Annotated in this window: 18 protein-coding genes; 8 read left to right on the forward strand and 10 right to left on the reverse strand. The window is 54.1% G+C overall.

From position 1 onward, the window contains the following. Positions 1–240: 240 nt before the first annotated feature. A complete protein-coding gene (locus tag EAE_RS19910; protein ID WP_015705491.1) occupies positions 241–741 on the reverse strand; it encodes an anti-virulence regulator CigR family protein in 501 nt (166 codons plus the stop codon). 272 nt (positions 742–1013) lie between these two features. On the opposite strand from EAE_RS19910, the gene EAE_RS19915 reads away from it, so the two are divergent. Further along, complete coding sequence (locus tag EAE_RS19915; RefSeq protein WP_015366510.1) at positions 1014–2420, forward strand: MFS transporter; 1407 nt, start codon at positions 1014–1016, stop codon at positions 2418–2420. Here EAE_RS19915 and EAE_RS19920 read toward each other — a convergent pair. Continuing rightward, positions 2417–3607 carry an MFS transporter gene (locus tag EAE_RS19920; RefSeq protein WP_015366509.1) on the reverse strand — a complete coding sequence of 397 codons (1191 nt, stop codon included), beginning with the start codon at positions 3605–3607 and terminating at the stop codon, positions 2417–2419. The two genes, EAE_RS19915 and EAE_RS19920, sit on opposite strands and share 4 nt — an antisense overlap. Before the next feature lie 104 nt (positions 3608–3711). On the opposite strand from EAE_RS19920, the gene EAE_RS19925 reads away from it, so the two are divergent. Further along, the gene (locus tag EAE_RS19925) at positions 3712–4614 is read left to right on the forward strand and encodes a LysR family transcriptional regulator (RefSeq protein WP_015366508.1); all 903 of its coding nucleotides are present in this window, start codon (positions 3712–3714) and stop codon (positions 4612–4614) included. Here EAE_RS19925 and EAE_RS19930 read toward each other — a convergent pair. Both EAE_RS19930 and EAE_RS19935 read right to left on the reverse strand, forming a co-directional pair. After that, positions 4611–5507 (reverse strand): LysR family transcriptional regulator, encoded by an 897-nt coding sequence (locus EAE_RS19930; RefSeq protein WP_015366507.1) that lies wholly within the window; start codon positions 5505–5507, stop codon positions 4611–4613. The genes EAE_RS19925 and EAE_RS19930 overlap by 4 nt on opposite strands. A gap of 161 nt (positions 5508–5668) precedes the next feature. After that, positions 5669–7969 carry an FdhF/YdeP family oxidoreductase gene (locus EAE_RS19935; protein WP_015705493.1) on the reverse strand — a complete coding sequence of 767 codons (2301 nt, stop codon included), beginning with the start codon at positions 7967–7969 and terminating at the stop codon, positions 5669–5671. Between the two features lie 453 nt (positions 7970–8422). On the opposite strand from EAE_RS19935, the gene EAE_RS19940 reads away from it, so the two are divergent. Genes EAE_RS19940 through EAE_RS19950 form a run of 3 tightly spaced genes read left to right on the forward strand, consistent with a single transcriptional unit; the run spans position 8423 to position 11005 of the window. Further along, the gene (locus EAE_RS19940) at positions 8423–9832 is read left to right on the forward strand and encodes a cytochrome ubiquinol oxidase subunit I (protein ID WP_015366505.1); all 1410 of its coding nucleotides are present in this window, start codon (positions 8423–8425) and stop codon (positions 9830–9832) included. A gap of 1 nt (position 9833) precedes the next feature. Then, a complete protein-coding gene (cydB, locus tag EAE_RS19945; RefSeq protein ID WP_015705494.1) occupies positions 9834–10844 on the forward strand; it encodes a cytochrome d ubiquinol oxidase subunit II in 1011 nt (336 codons plus the stop codon). Next, positions 10844–11005: a DUF2474 domain-containing protein gene (locus EAE_RS19950; protein WP_015366503.1), complete on the forward strand. Its 162-nt coding sequence runs from the start codon at positions 10844–10846 to the stop codon at positions 11003–11005. Before cydB ends, EAE_RS19950 begins: the two co-directional genes overlap by 1 nt. A gap of 37 nt (positions 11006–11042) precedes the next feature. Here EAE_RS19950 and EAE_RS19955 read toward each other — a convergent pair whose 3' ends face one another. The 6 genes from EAE_RS19955 to EAE_RS19980 all read right to left on the reverse strand — a co-directional run bounded on the left by EAE_RS19955 (position 11043) and on the right by EAE_RS19980 (position 16875). After that, positions 11043–11960, reverse strand: a complete 918-nt coding sequence (locus EAE_RS19955; RefSeq protein WP_015366502.1) for a bestrophin family protein — start codon at positions 11958–11960, stop codon at positions 11043–11045. 457 nt (positions 11961–12417) lie between these two features. After that, positions 12418–13362 carry a Dyp-type peroxidase gene (locus tag EAE_RS19960; RefSeq protein ID WP_015366501.1) on the reverse strand — a complete coding sequence of 315 codons (945 nt, stop codon included), beginning with the start codon at positions 13360–13362 and terminating at the stop codon, positions 12418–12420. Between the two features lie 69 nt (positions 13363–13431). Then, on the reverse strand, positions 13432–14358 hold the full coding sequence (locus EAE_RS19965) for a cation diffusion facilitator family transporter (RefSeq protein WP_015705495.1): 927 nt from the start codon (positions 14356–14358) through the stop codon (positions 13432–13434). A gap of 169 nt (positions 14359–14527) precedes the next feature. Continuing rightward, on the reverse strand, positions 14528–15397 hold the full coding sequence (locus EAE_RS19970; RefSeq protein WP_015705496.1) for an oxygenase MpaB family protein: 870 nt from the start codon (positions 15395–15397) through the stop codon (positions 14528–14530). A gap of 117 nt (positions 15398–15514) precedes the next feature. Next, positions 15515–15946 carry an OsmC family protein gene (locus tag EAE_RS19975; RefSeq protein ID WP_015705497.1) on the reverse strand — a complete coding sequence of 144 codons (432 nt, stop codon included), beginning with the start codon at positions 15944–15946 and terminating at the stop codon, positions 15515–15517. Between the two features lie 44 nt (positions 15947–15990). Further along, positions 15991–16875: a LysR family transcriptional regulator gene (locus tag EAE_RS19980; protein ID WP_015705498.1), complete on the reverse strand. Its 885-nt coding sequence runs from the start codon at positions 16873–16875 to the stop codon at positions 15991–15993. Positions 16876–16987: 112 nt separating this feature from the next. Here EAE_RS19980 and EAE_RS19985 point away from each other — a divergent pair, with 112 nt between their 5' ends. The 3 genes from EAE_RS19985 to EAE_RS19995 all read left to right on the forward strand — a co-directional run bounded on the left by EAE_RS19985 (position 16988) and on the right by EAE_RS19995 (position 20037). Further along, on the forward strand, positions 16988–17839 hold the full coding sequence (locus EAE_RS19985; RefSeq protein WP_015705499.1) for a Vmh family MBL fold metallo-hydrolase: 852 nt from the start codon (positions 16988–16990) through the stop codon (positions 17837–17839). Positions 17840–18013: 174 nt separating this feature from the next. Continuing rightward, complete coding sequence (gene sra, locus EAE_RS19990; RefSeq protein ID WP_015366494.1) at positions 18014–18154, forward strand: stationary-phase-induced ribosome-associated protein; 141 nt, start codon at positions 18014–18016, stop codon at positions 18152–18154. 185 nt (positions 18155–18339) lie between these two features. Then, complete coding sequence (locus EAE_RS19995) at positions 18340–20037, forward strand: NAD-dependent malic enzyme (protein WP_015366493.1); 1698 nt, start codon at positions 18340–18342, stop codon at positions 20035–20037. Positions 20038–20043: the final 6 nt, after the last annotated feature.

The raw sequence follows: 20043 nt of genomic DNA on the forward strand, positions 1-20043 counted from the left end.
GGATTGGGAAAGGATTGCTGCCTGCCGGTTGGCAAACAGCGCAGAATAGATAGCGTCAGTTTGCCTTGATGTTTAAATAAGGGTGACTGTCCAACATATCTCTCCTGTATAAAGTTGTGCTTAGTATAGCCCGCCAATAATAGCTGTAAAGTTTAATACTCTCCCTAGTGAGGATTGGTTTAAGAAAGAGATCAAATGTTATTAGAAAAGCAAAGCCCCGTTTATCACGGGGCCTCTATGTTAATCAAAGACGCTATTAATGATCGCGGTGACCACGGCGGTACTGAGCGCAATCAGAACCAGATCGTCACCCACCACCCGCCACTCATAGCCAGGATAATAAGGTAATTGATTGAGCATCGAGGCAGGCACCGTTTTTTTGGCAATGCCCGGAGGTAATGGTTTTCCACGCGCGAGATTTTTCGCAATCCCCGGAGGCAGCGCTTTATAGCCGGTCAAGCCGTAGTTCACCGCTAGCGCGCGAGCGGTGGTATAGCTGATATCCCTATCGACGTGATCCGGTTTGCCGTAATTCTTACGCTGGCCCTTGCCGCCGCCGTTATCGCTTTGGCTGGCGCTATGACCATGATTACCTTTATCGCCATGATAGATGTTTTTACCGCTATTGCCATGTTCACCATTGCCATTACCGTTCCCGGGATTAGCAAGCGCCGGTGCCGCGGCCATCGTTACCGACATCACCATTGCCAACGCCGTTTTTATTGCCTGACGCTTTAACATATTCTTTTCCCTGGTAGACATAGATACACACTGCAAATGTAGGTGATTTTCACCGAAGTCACCATTTCTCTTAGTCTGATTGATCGCTGCTGGTCGTTTACTTCAATTCTGCCGTCTGCGCCGACAAAAAAACAGCATATTTATCATCCATCAGCGTATTAAACATGATTTCCAACTGTTAAATCGCCACACCGCTCACAATTAAAAATTTAAAACCATTAACAACCAATTAACATTAGCAGGCAAACATTTCTCCTGAGGAAAATAATAATATGTCTACTACCCAGGTTCTCGGCGACGCCTCCTTTAGCCCGCCAGGACAACATCCCGATAGCTTAACCGCGCGTATCGACGCTCTGCCCTCCTCCCCCGGTCTTTGGTCCTTTATCACCCTACTGGCATTAGGCGGCTTTTTCGAACTCTACGACCTGTTCCAGACCGGTTATATCAGCACCGGCCTGCTCGCCGAGGGTATTTTCCATACCGGGAAAGATGGGGTATTTGGTATTGCCGATCAGGCAGCCTTCGCTTCCTCGACCTTTATGGGGCTGTTTATCGGCGCCAGTTTGCTCGCGCCGCTGGCGGACAGACTTGGACGCCGCCTGACCTTTATGTTCGCGCTGGCGTGGTATGGCATCTTTTCGCTGATTATGGCGCTGCAAAATAGCGCTGAAGGGGTTATTTTCTTTCGTTTCCTGGTGGGGATCGGCCTGGGAATTGAACTGGTGACTATCGATACTTATCTCAGTGAATGGATGCCGACGCACTTACGTAATAAAGCCTTCGCTTACGCCTTCTTTATTCAGTTTCTCTCGGTACCGACGGTGGCGCTGATGTCCTGGCTACTGGTGCCAATGACCATTCTCGGCCTGAGCGGCTGGCGTTGGGTGATTATTCTCGGCGCACTGTGTTCACTGGTCATTTGGGTTATCCGCAAAAAACTGCCGGAATCCGCCCGCTGGCTGGAAAGCAAAGGTCGCCACGATGACGCGCACCGGGTTATGGGTGAAATGGAACAACGCTGCGGTTTATCGCCTTCCCGGCGCCATGCCAGTCAGGCGGTAGCGGTGCCGCAACGCAGCAATTTTAAAGAGATTTGGGCGCCGCAGTACCGTCAACGCACCCTCATGTTAATGGTGATGAACTTTTTCCAGGCCATCGGCTTCTTTGGTTTCGGTAACTGGCTGCCCGCGCTGCTCTCCGGCCAGGGCGCCAGTATTACCCATAGCCTGCTGTACGCTTTTTTTATCACCCTTGCCTACCCGCTTGGCTGCCTGTTCTGTACTCGCTTTGTCCATCGTTTTGAAAACAAATGGCAAATTGTTCTGTCAGCGCTGATGACGGTGATCTTCGGCACACTGTTCGCTTTACAAAATAGTCCGGTACTGCTGGTTATCTGCGGCTTTATGATCACCTGGTCCAATGCCTGGCTCACCATCAGCTATCACGCCTATCAGGCGGAGGTGTTCCCTACCCACATCCGCGCCCGGGCGGTGGGCTTCTGTTACTCCTTTAGCCGTCTGTCCACCGCGGTTACCAGCATTATGATTGGCGTGATCCTGCAATATGCCGGAACGCCGGGCGTGATTAGCTTTATCGTCGCCAGTATGCTGATGGTCATGCTGTCGGTAGGCATATTTGGGCCAAGAACCCGGGGTATTCGTCTGGAGAATATTTAAAGCTCACCAACGCCGCCGGTTGCCCGTTCGGCGGCGTTGCGTACGAGTATTTTTTCTTGATAGCGCAGTAAACATGGCAGCAGCAAGGCGCTAGCGCCGCTAAATGCAATCAACCCCGTAGACGCCTGCTGACTCATCTCGCCGTCGGCCAGCCACAGTGAGCAGAGCATAAAAGCGAGTGCCGTACTGAATGACATGACACCGCCTTGCAGAGTGGTAAATCCCGCGCGCCAGTTATCGTCCGGGAAACGAATCGCCACCGCCGAGGAGGCAACCAGCCGGCTATAAGATGCCCCAAGGAAGGTAATCATAAACAACCAACTCGCGCCGTCCAGCCACAGCACCATCAGCAAACTGATGATAAAAACTGCGGTTGCCGCCAGGCTCAGCCGATAGCCGCCAAAGCGTTGACACAGGCTGCCGCTCAACTTTGTCGCCGCGAATCCCGCCATACCGCCGAGAAAGAATAACCACGGTAGCGCCTCGCTGCTTGCCCGCATATTGCCCAGCAGCAAAGGCACCAGGATCGGCAGTAATAGCATCGGGCTAAACTGGGTTAACGCATTGCCGCTGGCAAATAACAGCATCGTTGGCGTGATGCGTATCTTTGTACCAGAGCCAGCGCCGCCGGAAGCCTTCGGCAGGCCAACATAGATCATGATGAGCGCCAGCAGGCAGAGAACGCCAATCAATGCCGGCGCCGTCTGCCAGCCGAAACGTTCGCAGAGAAACAACATGCCGGGCATGCCGATAATACTGACCAGCGAAAAGGCAGAGATGACCGTTGCCAACAATCGCGCGCGGTGTTCCTGGTCCGCCGCGTTGATCAGTAAACTGCTGGCCACCCCCATCGTCATTCCGCCGAGGAGCCCGGCCAAAAAACGCAGTATCAGCAACAATATAAAGTGCTGGGTAGCCAGAACCATCAGCGTTAATGCTCCCAGTAAGGCCATATTAACCAGTAGAAACTTACGCGGATTTAGCTTTCCCACCAGGCGCCACGCGCCGATTCCAGAAATGACCGACGCAAGCGTATAAATACCGCTGACATAACCTGCCCAGCTCACCGGCACCTGAAAAGTTGGCGCCATGTAGACAAATAGCGGATTAAAAATCATATATTCGAGCGCGTTGGTAAATTGGATAAAAGCGATGATCGCGCCCATTCGCCGTAGATTTATGGTCATTACACTTCCTCTCATCAGGGGGAGCGTCAGTTTATCGGCTAGTAAAAAAACGCATAAGTCGGTAAAAATGGGCGGGTTAATTATCAAAAATGGGATAATCAGCGGTGAGTAAACTGGATTTGAATGCACTACGCGTGTTTGTGAATGTCGTGGAAAACGGCAGCTTCAGCGGGGCGGCGCGGGCATTACGTATGCCTTCGTCAAATGTCAGTCGCCAGATTTCTCAACTGGAAGAAAAACTGCAATTGCGCCTTATCCAGCGCAGCACCAGACACATGCATCTCACCGATGCCGGGCAGGCTTTTTTTAATAGTATGCGCCCCCTGCTTGATCAGCTCGCGGCAACCGAAGCGGCCTTAACTCAACAGCAGGCCGATCCTGAGGGGCTGTTGCGCTTATGTCTTCCCAACGAGATTGGACCGACGCTTTTTGGCCCCATGCTGGCGCAGTTCGCCATGCGTTATCCCAAAATCGAAGTAAGCTGTGTGGTCAGCCTTGCCGGAGCCGACGCGCTTAAAGAAGATATCGACATTGCCGTCGCCATCGTCCGAGGCAAAATGGAGGATGCCAGCTATATCGCCATGCCGTTGGCGACATTTCCCTGTTGTGTTGTCGCGGCGCCTTCGCTGCTGGAAAAATGCGGACAGCCAGTACGTTGCGAGCAGCTTGCCTCACTTCCCTGCATCACCACCGTCAGCGCGCTGAAGGGGCAAGCCTGGCAATTTATCACCGCACGAAACGCGTTTAAAAAAGTGAATGTCCAGGCTCATTTTCGGGTGAATAGCGGAGAGATCGCCCTTCATGCCGCCGTCGCCGGCGTAGGTTTCGCCATCCTCGCTGAACAGGCTTGCCGCCCGTTTATCGCCTCAGGTCAGTTAAAGGTGGTTGAACTGGAGCTACCGCCGGCACCGCTACATTTAGTGGCGCTGTATCGCGAACGCCACTTTTTACCTGCCCGCTCTCGCGTCTGGCTCGATTTCATGCAGCAGCATTTGGCCGCCAATTAAATTTGCGGCGCTTCGCCAAAAATCATCTGCGCATCGGCGAAACATTTTTCCGCCAACGACGACACCGGCTCCTGGTTGCGCATGATAAGCGCAAGCGTGGAATCAACCTCGGTTTCCCCGATAGGCATAATCGCCAGATTGTCGCTCAGCGCTTCCAGGCCGTTATTGAGCGGCATGATGGCGCAACAGATCCCGGCCTGTACCGCCTGGATTATCTGAAATGTCGAATCGCTTTCAAAGACGTATTTCGGCGTTAACCCTTTGGCTTTAAAGCTCATTTCAATCGATTCACGATAATACATTCCCTTGGTAAGGAAACCGAGCGGCAGCCCCGCTAATGTCTCCCACTCGGGTATGCCTGCGTCAAACTGGAAATGGCGACTGTCGTGCAGCAGGCCCATTCGCGTTTTCGGCAGCCAGGTGACGTTAAATAATGCGCTATCGACGTGGTGCAAATAGCAGATGCCTAGATCGAGCTGGTTACGGCTGACGCCGTCAATAATTTGCTCAGAGGTCATCGACAGCAGACTGAACTGCAGTTCTGGGTATTTTTCCGCCAGCGGTTTGATCAGCTGCATCGGGTTCAGGCTGGCTAACGGCACCATGCCTACGCGTAACTGGCCCACCATCTGGCCGCGACAAATCGCCGCTTCAGCCGCCAGGCCATCGTGCGCCGCCAGCAGCGCCCGCGCCCAGGCGAGGATGCGTTCCCCTTCCGGGGTGAAGCCTTCAAAGCGTTGGCCGCGCTGAATCAGCGTGAGATTAAGTTCGTCTTCCAGGTTGCGAATGCGCATTGAAAGCGTCGGTTGAGTGATATGGCAGGCCGCCGCGGCCTGGCCGAAATGGCGCGTCTGATCGAGCGCGATCAGATATTTCAGCTGTTTAATGTCCATCTTAACTTCCAGAATAGTGACGTCCGCGGGTCAGTGGTGGACGCGATGCAGAACACAGCTGCGATAAGATATGTTATTTAAATGTTACTTGCGGTAGGGGCTGATTTCAAGATGCCATTTGCCAGTGGCCCGATCGCAGGCCACTGGCAATATTCAGCAAATTAACGCAGACCGGGGACGGCGCGCACCTCTTTCGAACGCAGCGTCAGGCGGATAGGAACTGATTTGTACGACGGCGTGCCGCTCTCTTCATCGATGTAATCCAGCGGCACCAGAACGTTAGCTTCCGGGTAATAGGCGCCCACGGTGCCAGGCGCGATGCTGTAAGCAACCACGGTGATATCCTCAAGGCGCAGATCGCTATCCGGCAGCGCGGTAAAAATATCGACGCGGTCGCCATGCTCCAGCCCCTGCTCGGCCATATCCTGCTCATTCATAAACAGCACATCGCGGCGGCCAAACACTCCGCGATAGCGATCGTCCATCGCGTAAATCGTGGTGTTGTACTGATCGTGACTGCGCAGCGTAACCAGGCGCATCACGTCGTCGCCGTCAACGCGGAAGTTCTCATGGACGCCTTTGAACACCGAGAACATCGCTTTGCCGGTCGGCGTCGGCCAGATCCGCTCGGTTGGCGGCAGCGGCATACGGAAACCGCCCGGATGACGAATACGTTCGTTATAATCCTCGAACCCGGGGATAGTCTGCTCGATGAGATCGCGGATGCGGTCGTAATCAGCCACCAGCGATAACCAGTCGATCTTACTGTTCGGCAGCGTCGCCGCCGCCATCCCGGCGACGATAGCCGGTTCCGAGCGCAGCCGGTCAGAGGCCGGTTTCAGTTTGCCGGATGAGGCGTGGACCATCGACATCGAGTCTTCCACGGTAATCGACTGGCGTCCGCTCTCCTGCATATCGAGTTCGGTACGGCCCAGACAAGGCAGAATAAAAGTCTCTTTCGCCACCAGCAGATGCGAACGATTCAGTTTGGTGCCGATGTGCACACTAAGATCCAGCCCGCGCATCGCCGGGAACGCCCGTTCATGATCCGGCATCGCCACCGCGAAATTACCGCCAAGACAGATCAGCGCTTTCGCGTCGCCGGCAACCATTGCCTGCAGCGCTTTCACCGCATCGTGACCATGTCCGCGTGGAGCGACAAAACCGAACACGCTTTCGAGGTTATTCAGAAACTCCGCACTCGGTTTTTCGGTAATGCCGACGGTACGGTTGCCCTGCACGTTAGAGTGACCGCGCAGCGGGCAGATCCCAGCCCCCGGTTTGCCGATATTGCCGCGCATCAGCAGAAGGTCCGCAATCAACCGGACGTTAGAGGTGCCTTTGTTATGCTGGGTGATCCCCATGCCATAGGTCACGATAGTGGCGTTGGATTTGGCGTAGGCAACGGCAACGCGCTGCAGATCGTCGCGGGTTAATCCGGACTCACGCTCAATTTCCGGCCAGTTGGTCTGACGTAAATCTTCGGCAAAAGCCTCGAAGCCGAGGGTGTGCTCGTTAATAAACGCCTGGTCCAGCACCTGGCCCTGGTTCGCTTCGATCTCCAGTAATGCTTTAGCGATCCCTTTCAGCGCCGCGGCATCGCCGCCCGCTTTCACCTGGAAATAGGTTGAGGCGATATTCGTCGAGCTGTAGGTTGCCATTTCAATAACGTTCTGCGGGTCGGCAAAACGTTCCAGCGCCCTTTCACGCAGCGGGTTAAAGACGATAATCGGCACACCGCGGCGGGACAGTTCATGCAACGTGCCCATCATGCGCGGATGGTTGGTTCCGGGGTTGTGACCGATGGAAATAACCAGTTCTGTTTTATCAAAGTCGTCCAAAGACACCGTGCCTTTGCCGATGCCGATCGATTGCGGCAGACCGACGCTGGTCGCCTCGTGGCACATATTGGAGCAGTCCGGGAAGTTATTGGTGCCGAACTCGCGGGCGTAAAGCTGGAACAGATATGCCGCTTCGTTAGAGGCGCGCCCGGAGGTATAGAACTCAACTTCATCGGGCTGTATGCCCTGTAATACTTCGCCAATGCGGGCAAACGCGCTTTCCCAGGAGACCGGGCGCAGCGTGTCGCTCTCACGATCGTAAGACAAGGGATGGGTAATACGTCCGTAACCTTCCAGTTCAAAGTCGCTTTTCGCCAGCAGCGAGGTCACGGTATTGGCGGCGAGGAACTCTGGCGTCACGCGTTTGCTGGTGGCTTCCCAGGTAACCGCCTTCGCGCCGTTCTCACAAAACTGGAAGGTTGATTTATGTTCTTTATCCGGCCAGGCGCAGCCGGGGCAGTCAAAACCGTCAGGCTGGTTGGTACGCAGCAGCGTGACCGGGGCGTCAAGCGCGTCCATTTGCGTACGCACGGCGATGGCGGTCGCTTTTAACGCCCCCCATCCACCCGCTGGGCCATCATAGGGATGAACACCGGGGACAGCGCGTTTTTTCTTATTCATATGAACTCCTGAATACTCTCTTCAGCTAACGGATGTTATTAACAACATTGGTCACGGTTTTTTGCGGCGATGTTAAATAACCACATTAATTAAGCGGGAAATACCACATTTCATTTTCCAATGAATAGCAAATGACAGGGTTAACTCGTTGTTTTTAATCTTTAACTAAATGTCTGGTGAAAATGAAATGAGCAAATTTACTCGTTAACCAAATAATAACATGTCATTTCGTGTTGTATAATAGATGTTATCTATCGGGTGTTAAATTTAACCTATTTGATAATTAAAGAATTATTTTTAAACTTTATTATCAAGGGCATTAACATATTTCAATGCCCGTCAACGCCGTAATTTAATTGTCATCAACAGGAGGCTTTACGCAGGTAAAGCCGTATCCGCTATGCAGAAAATATTCCATAAATACAATGAAGTAATGTCGTACAGGGGTGAGCCATGTTCGGATTAGATGCCTTTTATTTAGCCAGGATACAGTTTGCATTTACTGTATCTTTCCACATCATTTTCCCCGCTATTACCATTGGTCTCGCCAGCTACCTTGCGGTACTGGAAGGGCTGTGGTTAAAAACAAAAGAGGATACCTACCGCCAGCTCTACCATTTCTGGTCAAAAATATTTGCCGTTAATTTTGGTATGGGCGTCGTTTCCGGGCTGGTAATGGCCTATCAGTTTGGCACTAACTGGAGCGGGTTCTCGCAGTTCGCCGGTAGTATTACCGGGCCGCTGTTGACCTATGAAGTCCTGACCGCCTTCTTCCTCGAAGCTGGCTTTCTTGGCGTCATGCTGTTCGGCTGGCATCGCGTCGGCCGCGGCCTGCACTTCTTCGCGACCTGTATGGTGGCGCTGGGCACGCTGTTTTCCACTTTCTGGATCCTCGCGTCCAATAGCTGGATGCACACGCCCCAGGGCTACATTATCGAGAATGGCATCGTGGTGCCGGTAGACTGGCTGAAGGTCGTTTTTAACCCTTCATTCCCGTATCGCCTGCTGCACATGTCTACCGCCGCCTTCCTTGCCAGCGCCTTTTTCGTCGGCGCTTCGGCAGCCTGGCATCTGCTGAAAGGCAATGATACGCCGGCAATCCGCAAGATGTTCTCGATGGCGCTGTGGATGGCGCTGATCGTCGCCCCCATTCAGGCGATGATTGGCGATGCGCACGGCCTGAATACGCTCGAACATCAACCGGCAAAAATCGCCGCGATTGAAGGGCACTGGGAGAATAAACCGGGTGAAGCCACGCCATTAGTGCTGTTTGGTCTGCCGGATATGGACGAGGAACGCACCAAATATAAAATTGAGGTTCCCTATCTTGGTAGCATCATCCTGACCCATAGCCTCGATAAACAGGTTCCGGCCTTAAAAAGTTTCCCGAAAGAAGATCGCCCAAATTCCACCATTATCTTCTGGTCGTTCAGGGTGATGGCCGGGCTCGGTATGTTAATGGTATTGCTCGGCGTGGTCAGCGCCTGGCTGCGTTGGCGTGGCCGGCTCTACACCTCAAAACCGTTCCTGCGTTTTGCCCTGTTGATGGGCCCTTCCGGGCTGGTCGCGCTACTGGCAGGCTGGTTTACCACTGAAATTGGCCGCCAGCCGTGGGTAGTCTATGGCGTTCAGCGCACCCGGGATGCGGTCTCCGCCCATGGCGATCTGCATATGTCCCTCAGCCTGCTGGCCTTTATCGTGGTCTACGCCTCGGTGTTTGGCGTCGGCTACGTGTATCTGATTCGCCTGATAAAAAAAGGGCCAGAAAGTGCGCACACGCCGGAGGACCCGACTCAGAACCAAACCCCTGCCCGCCCGCTGTCTGCGGTGCGCGAACCTATGAATACTTCGGGGAGAAAATAATATGGGTATCGACCTGTCAATTATCTGGTTCACGATCATCGTTTTTGCCACCCTGATGTATATCGTGATGGACGGTTTCGATCTCGGGATCGGCATTCTGTTCCCGTTTAATAAAAATGAAACCGACCGCGATATGATGATGAATAGCGTGGCGCCGGTGTGGGACGGCAACGAAACCTGGATGGTGCTGGGCGGCGCGGCGCTGTATGGCGCGTTTCCGCTGGCCTACGCGGTGATTATCGATGCGCTCAGCATCCCGTTAACCGCCATGTTACTGGGGCTGATTTTCCGCGGCGTAGCGTTTGAGTTTCGCTTTAAGGCGACGCCGGAACATCGTCCGTTGTGGGATAAGGCGTTTATCGGCGGTTCGCTACTGGCGACGTTTAGTCAGGGGATAGCCGTAGGTACCTTGCTCAACGGCCTCAGCGTCACGGGTCGCGAATTTAGCGGCTCAACCCTCGACTGGCTGGCGCCCTTCCCGCTGTTTTGCGGCGTCGGGCTGGTGATTGCCTACGCGTTACTCGGCTGCACCTGGCTGATAATGAAAACCGAAGGCGCTTTGCATCGCAAAATGTCTGAGCTGGCGATCCCACTGACCCTGGCATTGCTGGCAGTGGTCGCCATTATCAGCATCTGGACGCCGCTGACTCACCCGGAAATCGCTCACCGCTGGTTTACATTCCCCAATATCATCTGGTTTATGCCGGTGCCGTTGCTGGTGCTGGTTTGCTGCTGGGGGATTGTCCGTAGCGCCTATAATCGTCAGGCCAGCTATGGGCCGTTTTTACTCACTCTGGCGCTGGTGTTCCTCGGGTTCAGCGGCCTTGGGATCAGCATCTGGCCAAACATTATTCCACCAGCAATCTCTATCTGGCAGGCCGCTTCGCCACCGCAGAGTCAGGGCTTTATGCTGGTCGGTGGACTGCTGATCATTCCGGTTATTTTGATGTACACCTGCTGGAGCTACTACGTGTTCCGCGGCAAAATCAAACCCGATGAGGGGTATCATTGATGGCGACTCAATCTGATAAAACGTTAACGACGCATCATCGTCCGTTCTGGCGCAAACTGATGTGGCTGGTGATTATCTGGGGGGCCAGCGTGCTGGCGCTCGGCGTGGTCGCCACCTTCTTTAAGCTATTGATGACGGCGGCAGGAATGCGCACTCACTAATACTCAACGCCGGACGGGCTGACCGCCCGGCGTTTTTTTATGTAAGGTTGTAATAACGGTCGGGCTGCATTTTTTCCGGTAACGGATGTTGCCCGGTCATATCCATCAAATTACGTTCAATGGTATTGCACATTGCATTCAGCGGCAGGTCGTTGGCCGAGGTGCCAAACGGATCTTCCAGCTCTTCCGCCAGGGAATCCCATGACAGGAAGGTGTAGGAGATAAACACCGAAACAAACGGCGTCATGTAATGCAAATCCCCCACCAGCGCGAAGGGCAATAACGCGCAGAAAAGATAAACGGTACGCTGCAAAATCAAGGTGTAGGCAAACGGCACCGGCGTGCTCGCCAGACGCTCGCAGCCCCCCAGAACATGGGCTAACTCATCGAGTTTATTATCCATCAAGCCGTAGGTAATATCGCTGAGCTTACCCTGCTCGCGCAGCTTACCTAACTCATTACCAATCAATAATAATATTCGGTTAGTCGGCATTGAGCTGGCGAGAATTTCCGCCACTTTTTCTTTCGGCAACAAGCGATAGAGGTCAACCGCCGGGTCGGTTTTACGCAGCTGATGCTTAAGGCTCCAGCTGAACGCCACCAGATAACTGACTAACGTTTTATGCGTTTCCTCCTCAGCGGGAAGGATATTTTTCAGCTGCCTGACCAGGGTTCGTTCGGCAATCAGCACGGTTCCCCATAAATTACGCGCCTCAACGAAGCGGCTGTAGCTCGCGCTATTACGAAAGCCGAGAAAAATCGCAATCGCGATCCCCAACAGGCTAAATGGCGCAACGGTTAAGTGAATGCCAAGTTGTTCATACCATTGATAGCTGATGATGGCGATGACCGACATCAGAACGTTCAATAGCAGGCGGAAAACAATTTTTGACAGCACGGAACCGTGCCAGTCAAACAGACGAAAAAACCAGTGTTGTTCTGGCCGGATGATCATTGTATTACTTCCTGAAGACCCAATGATGCTCAGTACATACCCTAATGAAAAATGATGGGTATATACCCGTCATACTTCAAGTTGCATGTGCGTTGGCAATAACTCGGCCCATCCCTGGGCCTCGCCCTTACGGGCGCAGTGAACTGCGTTCAAATTCGTTCCTGACGAATTTGTCCTCGCTCACCCCAGTCACTTACTGGAGTAAGCTCCTGGGGATTCCCTGCGTCGCCGCCTTCCTGCAACTCGAATTATTTAGGGTATAGATATTATCTATTAAGCCATTGGTTAATTTTATTGTACACAAACACGACATCGCGTTGATAACCGCCATTAATTAGCGATGAATTAATGGTGGTTTAATTATGGGCTCTTTTTATTTTCCACGCAATATACGGCCTGCAAGCAGGCCGGAGAAATAAACCATCAATAACGGCTTAATGGCCGATATTATGCAGGGTTATTCAGCCTGGCGGCTGGATAATTCTTCAAGTAGCGTCGCGGAAGGTACAAAGAACAAACTGCCGGTAACCGGGCGGCTATAATCGAGCAGTCGATCGTAATTACCGGCCGGGCGACCGACGAACATGTTTTCCAGCATCTGTTCGATGGGCGCCGGGCTGCGCGCATAACCGATAAAATAGGTACCAAACTCGCCCATACCGGGCTTGCCGAACGGCATGTTGTCGCGCAGGATTTTAATCTCCTCGCCGTTCTCTTCAAGGGTGGTCAGCGAACTGTGCGAACAGCTGGGTTTGACGTCGGCATCCAGTTCGATGTTAGTCATTTTTTTACGCCCGATAATACGCTCCTGCTGTTCGACGGTTAGCGCATTCCAGCCCGCCATATCGTGCAGATATTTCTGCACAATCACGTAGCTACCACCGGCGAAATCCGGGTCTTCATCACCGATAATGGTGAAATCCGCCGCCGCGCGCCCCTGCGGGTTTTCGCTACCGTCAACGAAACCGATCATCGCCCGACGGTCGAAATAGCGGAAGCCGTGAACTTCATCGACGACCGTTACGGCATCCCCCAACTTATCCATCAACTGCGTCGCCAGCTCGAAGCTAAGCCCCATATCATCGGAACGGATATGCAGCAGCAGATCGCCCGGCGTAGAGACCGCCACGCGCTCTCCGCTGCCCACGCGGCGGAAAGGATGCAGCTGCTGCGGGGTGGGCTGGCCAAACAACTGCGGCCAGATTTCAGCGCCAAATCCGCAGATGCAGGAAATCCCCGCCTCCGGCATGCGGGTACCAACGGAACGCACAACCGCGGCAAAATCATCGCACCAGTCGCGCACGCGGCTCAGGCTCTCAGCGCTGCGCGCTACGGTCGCGACGATGAATATCGCCGTTCGCGGCAGCGGTAAAGTAATCGCCTGAGGTTCGTTAATTTTCATATCATCCTCTGTTATTGCCAATTAACGGCAAGGTAGCGTTGACTCCTGCAGGCAGGAGTCGCAAGTTGTTTACGCGTGAGCCAGTTCGCCACCGGGCGCTTCGTAGGGATCAATGTGAATCATCACCTGTAGCACCTCGTGGCGCGCGAGCACATTTTCCCGCACCGCCAGCGCGATAGCATGGCCTGCACGAACCGACAGCTCGCCCGGAACTTCAATATGGACATCGACGAGGATCAGGTCGCCCGCCTTACGAGTTTTTAGATCGTGCAACCCCACAACGCCGCCGGTTGCGGCAATGGTGTCGCGTATAGCATTCTGGGTTTGCGTGTCGACCGAGCGATCCATTAAATCATGCAAGGCATCGCCGGCAAAAGTGTAACCCATTCGTGTAATCAATACCCCTACTAACAATGCCGCCACGGGATCCAACCAGACAATACCGGCGAGGTTACCAACGATCCCTACCGCCACTACTACCGACGACGCCGCATCCGAGCGCGCATGCCAGGCGTTGGCAATTAATAATGACGACTGAATGCGCTTTGCTACCGCCAGCATATAACGGAACAGCGTCTCTTTTGCGATCAGCGCTGCAAGGGCCACCCATAATGCCGTTACATGCACGGATTGAATGGTTTCCGGATGGAGTAGTTTATCCACCGCCGACCACAACATGCCGACACCGACAACCATTAAAATCGCGCCCAATATCAGCGACGCGCCATTTTCATAGCGCCAGTGGCCATAATGATGATCGCTGTCGGAAGGTTTACGGCTTTTCTTATTGGCAATCAGAACCACAAAATCAGCAATTAAATCGGAAAGAGAGTGGATGCCATCGGCAATAAGCCCTTGCGACCCTGAAAACAGGCCGGCGATAATTTGCCCGGTCGATAAAAAAAGATTAACCACGACGCTAACCAGGGTGCTTTTACGCGCAGCCTGTGAACGCTGATGATATTTATTATCATTCTGTTGATTTTTATTTGCCATCATCCCTCCCGAATAAAGTATGGATGATAGCCTGATATGAGTCAGCGACATTCAATATTAATGGCTTGTTGATAATAAATTTAAAATAAATAGCCTGAGTTATAATATATAAATGCGAATGATTACGCTTTAAAAATAATAGCCGACATTGAGCGGCTATTTTTTACTTTTATGATGTTGCCATTCGGCGCATAGCGCAGTGATAAGCGCCATTGCGCACCGAAGCGCGAAGTACCCGCGCCACGCCATTGACCGCCACTCTGGCGGTTCGCCGCTGCAGCGGATTGATGGGGATCGCCAGCATCTGCTGCGCCCAATCGGGAAGCAGATCGATTCCGGCGACCATCATCCAGCGCCCTACCGGCTGGCTTAGCCGGCCCGGCAGACGGGTGGTGAGCAGCACCTGCGCCACTTCCTGCGTTCGTTCATCACAACGTAACTGGGGGCGCATATCCTGCAAATACTCCGCCACCTGACGTGGCGTTTCGGGGATGTCTGCGGCGCCAAGTCGCCGGGCGACCTCCGCCGCTTCGCGGTAGTATTGCTCCTGACGCGCGGCAGTGACGATGGTGCGCTTATAACGCAGATGAGAGGCCATAAAGCTGCTGCACTCGGCCACATGAACCCAGGTTAAGAGCGCTGGATCGCTGGCGCGATAAGGCGTACCGTCCGGCGCAACGCCGCTGATGCGCTGATGGATCTCCTGCACTTTAGCGATTAATCTTTCGGCATCGTCGGTAGTGCCAAACGTGGTGGCTGAGATAAATTGACTGGTGCGGCGCAGACGGCCAAAGATATCCTCACGAAAACGCGAATGATCCCACACACCGGCCAGCGCCAGCGGATGCAGCATCTGTAACAGTAGCGCGCTAATGCCGCCGCAGAGCATTGAGGTAAAGTCGCCGTGTACCTGCCAGATAGCCGACCGCGGGCCAAATAAGCCTGGCTCGCCCTTCGGGTTTTCAAAATCAATCTCTTTTAACGCCATCCCGGTTAAACCCAGGACCTGTAATTCAATCATGCCGCGTATGCTGGTCATTGCGTTGCCCGTCGCTATCCATAACGCCACCAACATAACACCATTCGCGGCGGCTGGCATTTGCCGACGGTGACTTTAAACGCCAACGCGCCCGCGTTCCCGCGGGCACGCCACGGATTAAGCGTTGAGCTGATAATCGAGTGAGATGTCGGCTTTCAGTACCTGCGAAACCGGGCAGCCAGCTTTGGCTTTCTGGATAATCGGATCAAAGGCCGCTTTATCGATACCCGGCAGGACAATATTGCTCTGCAGCGCGATCTTGGTGATGGCGAAGCCGCCGCCGTTCTTATCCAGCGTGACCACCGCAACGGTATCGATAGAGGTCGCCGTATAGCCCGCTTCGCTAAGCATTAATGATAGCGCCATTGAGAAGCAAGCGGCATGGGCCGCGCCGATAAGCTCTTCCGGGTTAGTCCCTTTAACGCCTTCAAAGCGGGTATTAAAACCATAAGGTTGTTGGTTAAGCGCGCCGCTTTCCGTCGAGACGGTGCCTTTACCGCTTTTCAGATCCCCTTCCCAATGCGCCTGACCTTTCTTATGAATTGCCATCGTTTCACTCCTTTTTGACGTTAAAGGAGTAAGTATAGACAGCTCTAGCTGACCTGGGACAACTGTTGCTGAATGGCCTCCAGAAACAGCGGCAGCGCGCTGGGCTGATAATCTCGTGACAGATAGATGCCATAGACGGCCAGGGATTTTGGCGTATAGCCAGGCAGCACCTGTTTTAGCGCGCCGCTGTTTAGCGCGCGCCGGGCTTCCAGTTCCGGCAGCATGGCGATGCCGCACCCCGCCACCGCCGCTTCCATCAGCAGAGAGGAGATCCCGGCGCTCAGGTTGCCGGAGACGGCCACCGACACGGGTTCGCCCTGCGAATCGGTAAACTGCCATGTTGGGGTGGCGAAATGGCTATAGTGGAGACAGTTATGTTGACTAAGCTCCTCCGGCGAATTTATCTGGCCATGCTGCTGTAGCCACCGCGGCGAGGCGCAGAGCACCGAGCGGCAAATGCCGAGCCGCCGCGCTATCGCCCCCGGCTCCGGATTATCGGTGATCCGGATGGCGACATCGATACGCTCGCCAATCAGGCTTACCGGATGGTTGTTGATATCCAGTTCGAGGCGCAGTTGGGGGTAACGGGCCAAAAACTCCGGTAGCAGCGGTGAGAGCAACTGCATGGCGGTAAAGTGCGCGCAGGCGACCCGCAACGTGCCGCTCGGCACCGCGCGTTCCGTCTGCCCCGCTATCTCATCCGCCAATTGCGTGAGGCTACGCGTTTTCTGCAATACCTTTTCGCCTGCGCTGGTTAAGGTCAGTTTGCGCGTCGAACGATGAATGAGCCGGGTACCGGCCCAGTGTTCCATCTGCTCCAGATAGCGACTCACCATCGGTCGCGACATACCAAGCGCCCTGGCCGCCGCGCTCAAACTGCCCAGCTCGCATATGCGCATATATACCTGGGCGGCGATAACTCGATCCATATCCGTATCCATCTGCACGTTTTATGAAACTCAGCATCTCTTTTTTCAGGAATTTTCGCAAATCAAGAATGACGTAAAATGAACCTATTCACCTGAAAGAGAGAAAACCAACATGAAAGTATCTGCCCTGGCTATCGCCACCGCCCTGTTCAGCACCACCGCTTTTGCCGCGCCGTTGACTCTGCAAACCTACAACCCGCAGGAGAACGCGATCTTCGCGGTGAACTCCACGCTGGCCTCCGGCCCGCACGAAGCGGTGCTGTTTGACGCCCAGTTCAGCGTTAAAGATGGCGAAAAGCTGGTTGAGATGATCAACAAAAGCGGTAAGAAGCTCACGCACATTGTGATCACCTCTGGCGATCCGGATTTCTATTTTGGCCTCGAGCCGCTGGTGAAAGCCTTCCCGCAGGCCAAAGTGGTGGCAACCGAGCAAGTGGTTAAGCATATTGAAGAGACCAAAGCGGCGAAGCTGGCATACTGGGGCCCACAGATGAAAGACGGCGCGCCGAAGCAGGTCTATGTTCCACAGGTATTAGCCGCAAATAGCTTCACCATTGACGGCGAGAAAGTGGAAATTCGTCAGCCGCAGAACTACGCCGCGTTCGTCTGGATCCCGGCGAATAAAGCGATTCTTGGCGGCACCGGCGTCGCCTGGGGCATGCACGTCTGGACCGCCGATACCCAAAGCGCGTCGAGCCGTCAGCAGTGGCGCCAGACCCTTAGCGATATGGCCGCGCTGCATCCGCAACAGGTGATCCCGGGCCACTATCTCGGCACGCCGCCGGCGGGCGACAAGGCTATCGTCTTTACCCGCGACTATCTGGAGAAATTCGAGCAGGCGCTGAAAGCGCATAAAGATTCCGCCAGCGTCATCAAAGCCATGAAGGCGCAATATCCGGGTCTCGCTGAAGAAAGTTCGCTGGAGCTGAGCGCGAAAGTGAACACCGGCGAAATGAAGTGGTAATCGGCCACGCCTGAATCGAGAACGCTCTTAATCTGCCGACGCAAGGTTGCTATTCGCAAAAAAATGGACCACGATAATCCCGTCGCGTTAAAAAGCGCGGCGTACTTAGGGTTACGTTTCGTCCGGCTTGCGTCGGGCTTGTCCTTGAAACCAGAACAGGATTAAGGAGTAAGAATGAAATCGAACCATCAGGCACGTCATCTTCTCGGTCTGAACTACAAGCTTTCCCGCCAGAAAAAAGTGGTGCTCGAAGGCGACGAAGAAACTACCGTTAACCATATCCATGCTACGGGCCGCAAACGCCGCGGTGGTTAATTTTTCAGCTGAGTGATGATAAAAACACCATCCGCCAAACGGGATGGTGTTTTTTTAAGACAATCCCACGCTTCGCATCCTTCTTTTGTTACCATCTGCTTTATACTCTGCCCGCTGCATTTCCTGCCAGACCGATCGCTTATCGCCGCGCCCGGGTCTGAAGTGAACATCAAGGAGTTAGTGCGATGCAATTCATCTATAAAAAAAACCGCTCTCTTTATATCCCCTACGCTGGCCCGGTTCTGCTTGAGTTTCCGTTACTCAACAAAGGAAGCGCCTTCAGCATGGAAGAGCGTAGCAGCTTCAACCTGCTGGGCCTGCTGCCGGAAGTGGTCGAAACCATCGAAGAACAAGCTGAACGCGCGTGGATCCAGTATCAGGGGTTTAAAACTGAGATTGATAAGCACATTTATCTGCGCAACATCCAGGACACCAACGAAACCCTGTTTTATCGCCTGATTGGCAATCATCTCGATGAGATGATGCCGGTTATCTATACCCCCACCGTCGGCGCCGCCTGTGAGCGTTTCTCGGAAATCTACCGTCGCGCGCGCGGCGTGTTCATCTCCTACCAGAATCGGCACAACCTCGACGATATCCTGCAAAACGTACCGAACCATAACGTCAAAGTGATCGTGGTGACCGACGGCGAGCGTATTCTCGGTCTCGGCGACCAGGGTATCGGCGGTATGGGCATCCCTATCGGTAAGCTGTCGCTCTATACTACCTGCGGCGGTATCAGCCCGGCCTACACCCTGCCTATCGTGCTGGATGTCGGCACCAACAACCAGCAACTGCTCGACGACCCGCTGTATATGGGCTGGCGTCATCCGCGCGTGACCGACGACGAGTATTATCAATTCGTTGATGACGTTATCCAGGCCATCAAAAACCGTTGGCCGGACGTGCTGCTGCAGTTTGAAGATTTCGCGCAGAAAAACGCCATGCCGCTGCTTAACCGCTATCGTAACGAGATTTGCTCGTTTAACGATGATATTCAGGGCACCGCGGCGGTCACCGTCGGCACATTAATCGCCGCCAGCCGTGGCGCGGGCAGCCAGCTCAGCGAGCAAAAAATTGTCTTCCTCGGCGCGGGATCCGCCGGTTGCGGTATTGCTGAACAGATCATCGCGCAAATCATGCGCGAAGGGTTAAGCGAAGAAGAAGCCCGTCAACGCGTATTTATGGTGGACCGCTTCGGCCTGTTGACTGACGGTATGCCGAATCTGCTGTCTTTCCAGAGCAAGCTGGTGCAGAAACGCGAAAACCTGCAAGGTTGGGATACGACCAACGAAGCGCTCTCGCTGCTCGACGTGGTGCGTAACGTGAAGCCGAATATCCTGATTGGCGTCTCCGGCCAGCCGGGGCTGTTCACGGAAGAAATTATTCGTGAAATGCACAAGCACTGCCCGCGGCCGATCGTCATGCCGCTGTCGAACCCGACCTCCCGCGTTGAAGCCACGCCGCAGAACATCCTGACCTGGACCGACGGCGAAGCGCTGGTGGCCACCGGCAGCCCGTTCACCCCGGTGACGGTTAAGGGCAAGCAGTACGCCATCGCGCAGTGTAACAACTCCTATATCTTCCCGGGCATCGGCCTTGGCGTGATCGCTGCGGGAGCATCACGCGTCACCGACGAAATGCTGATGGCGGCAAGCGAAACCTTAGCTAACCACTCGCCGCTGGTGAATAACGGCGAAGGCCCGGTACTGCCGGAACTGAAAGATATTCAGGCCGTATCGCGCGCTATCGCGTTTGCGGTCGGTAAAGTGGCTCAGGAACAGGGCGTGGCGGTGAAAACATCGGCCGAAGCGCTGCTGCAGGCCATTAGCGATAATTTCTGGCAGCCGGAATATCGCAACTATCGCCGAACCTCAATTTAACGCTTT

Origin of the sequence: Klebsiella aerogenes KCTC 2190 (assembly GCF_000215745.1) — a bacterium.
Lineage (GTDB): Bacteria > Pseudomonadota > Gammaproteobacteria > Enterobacterales > Enterobacteriaceae > Klebsiella > Klebsiella aerogenes.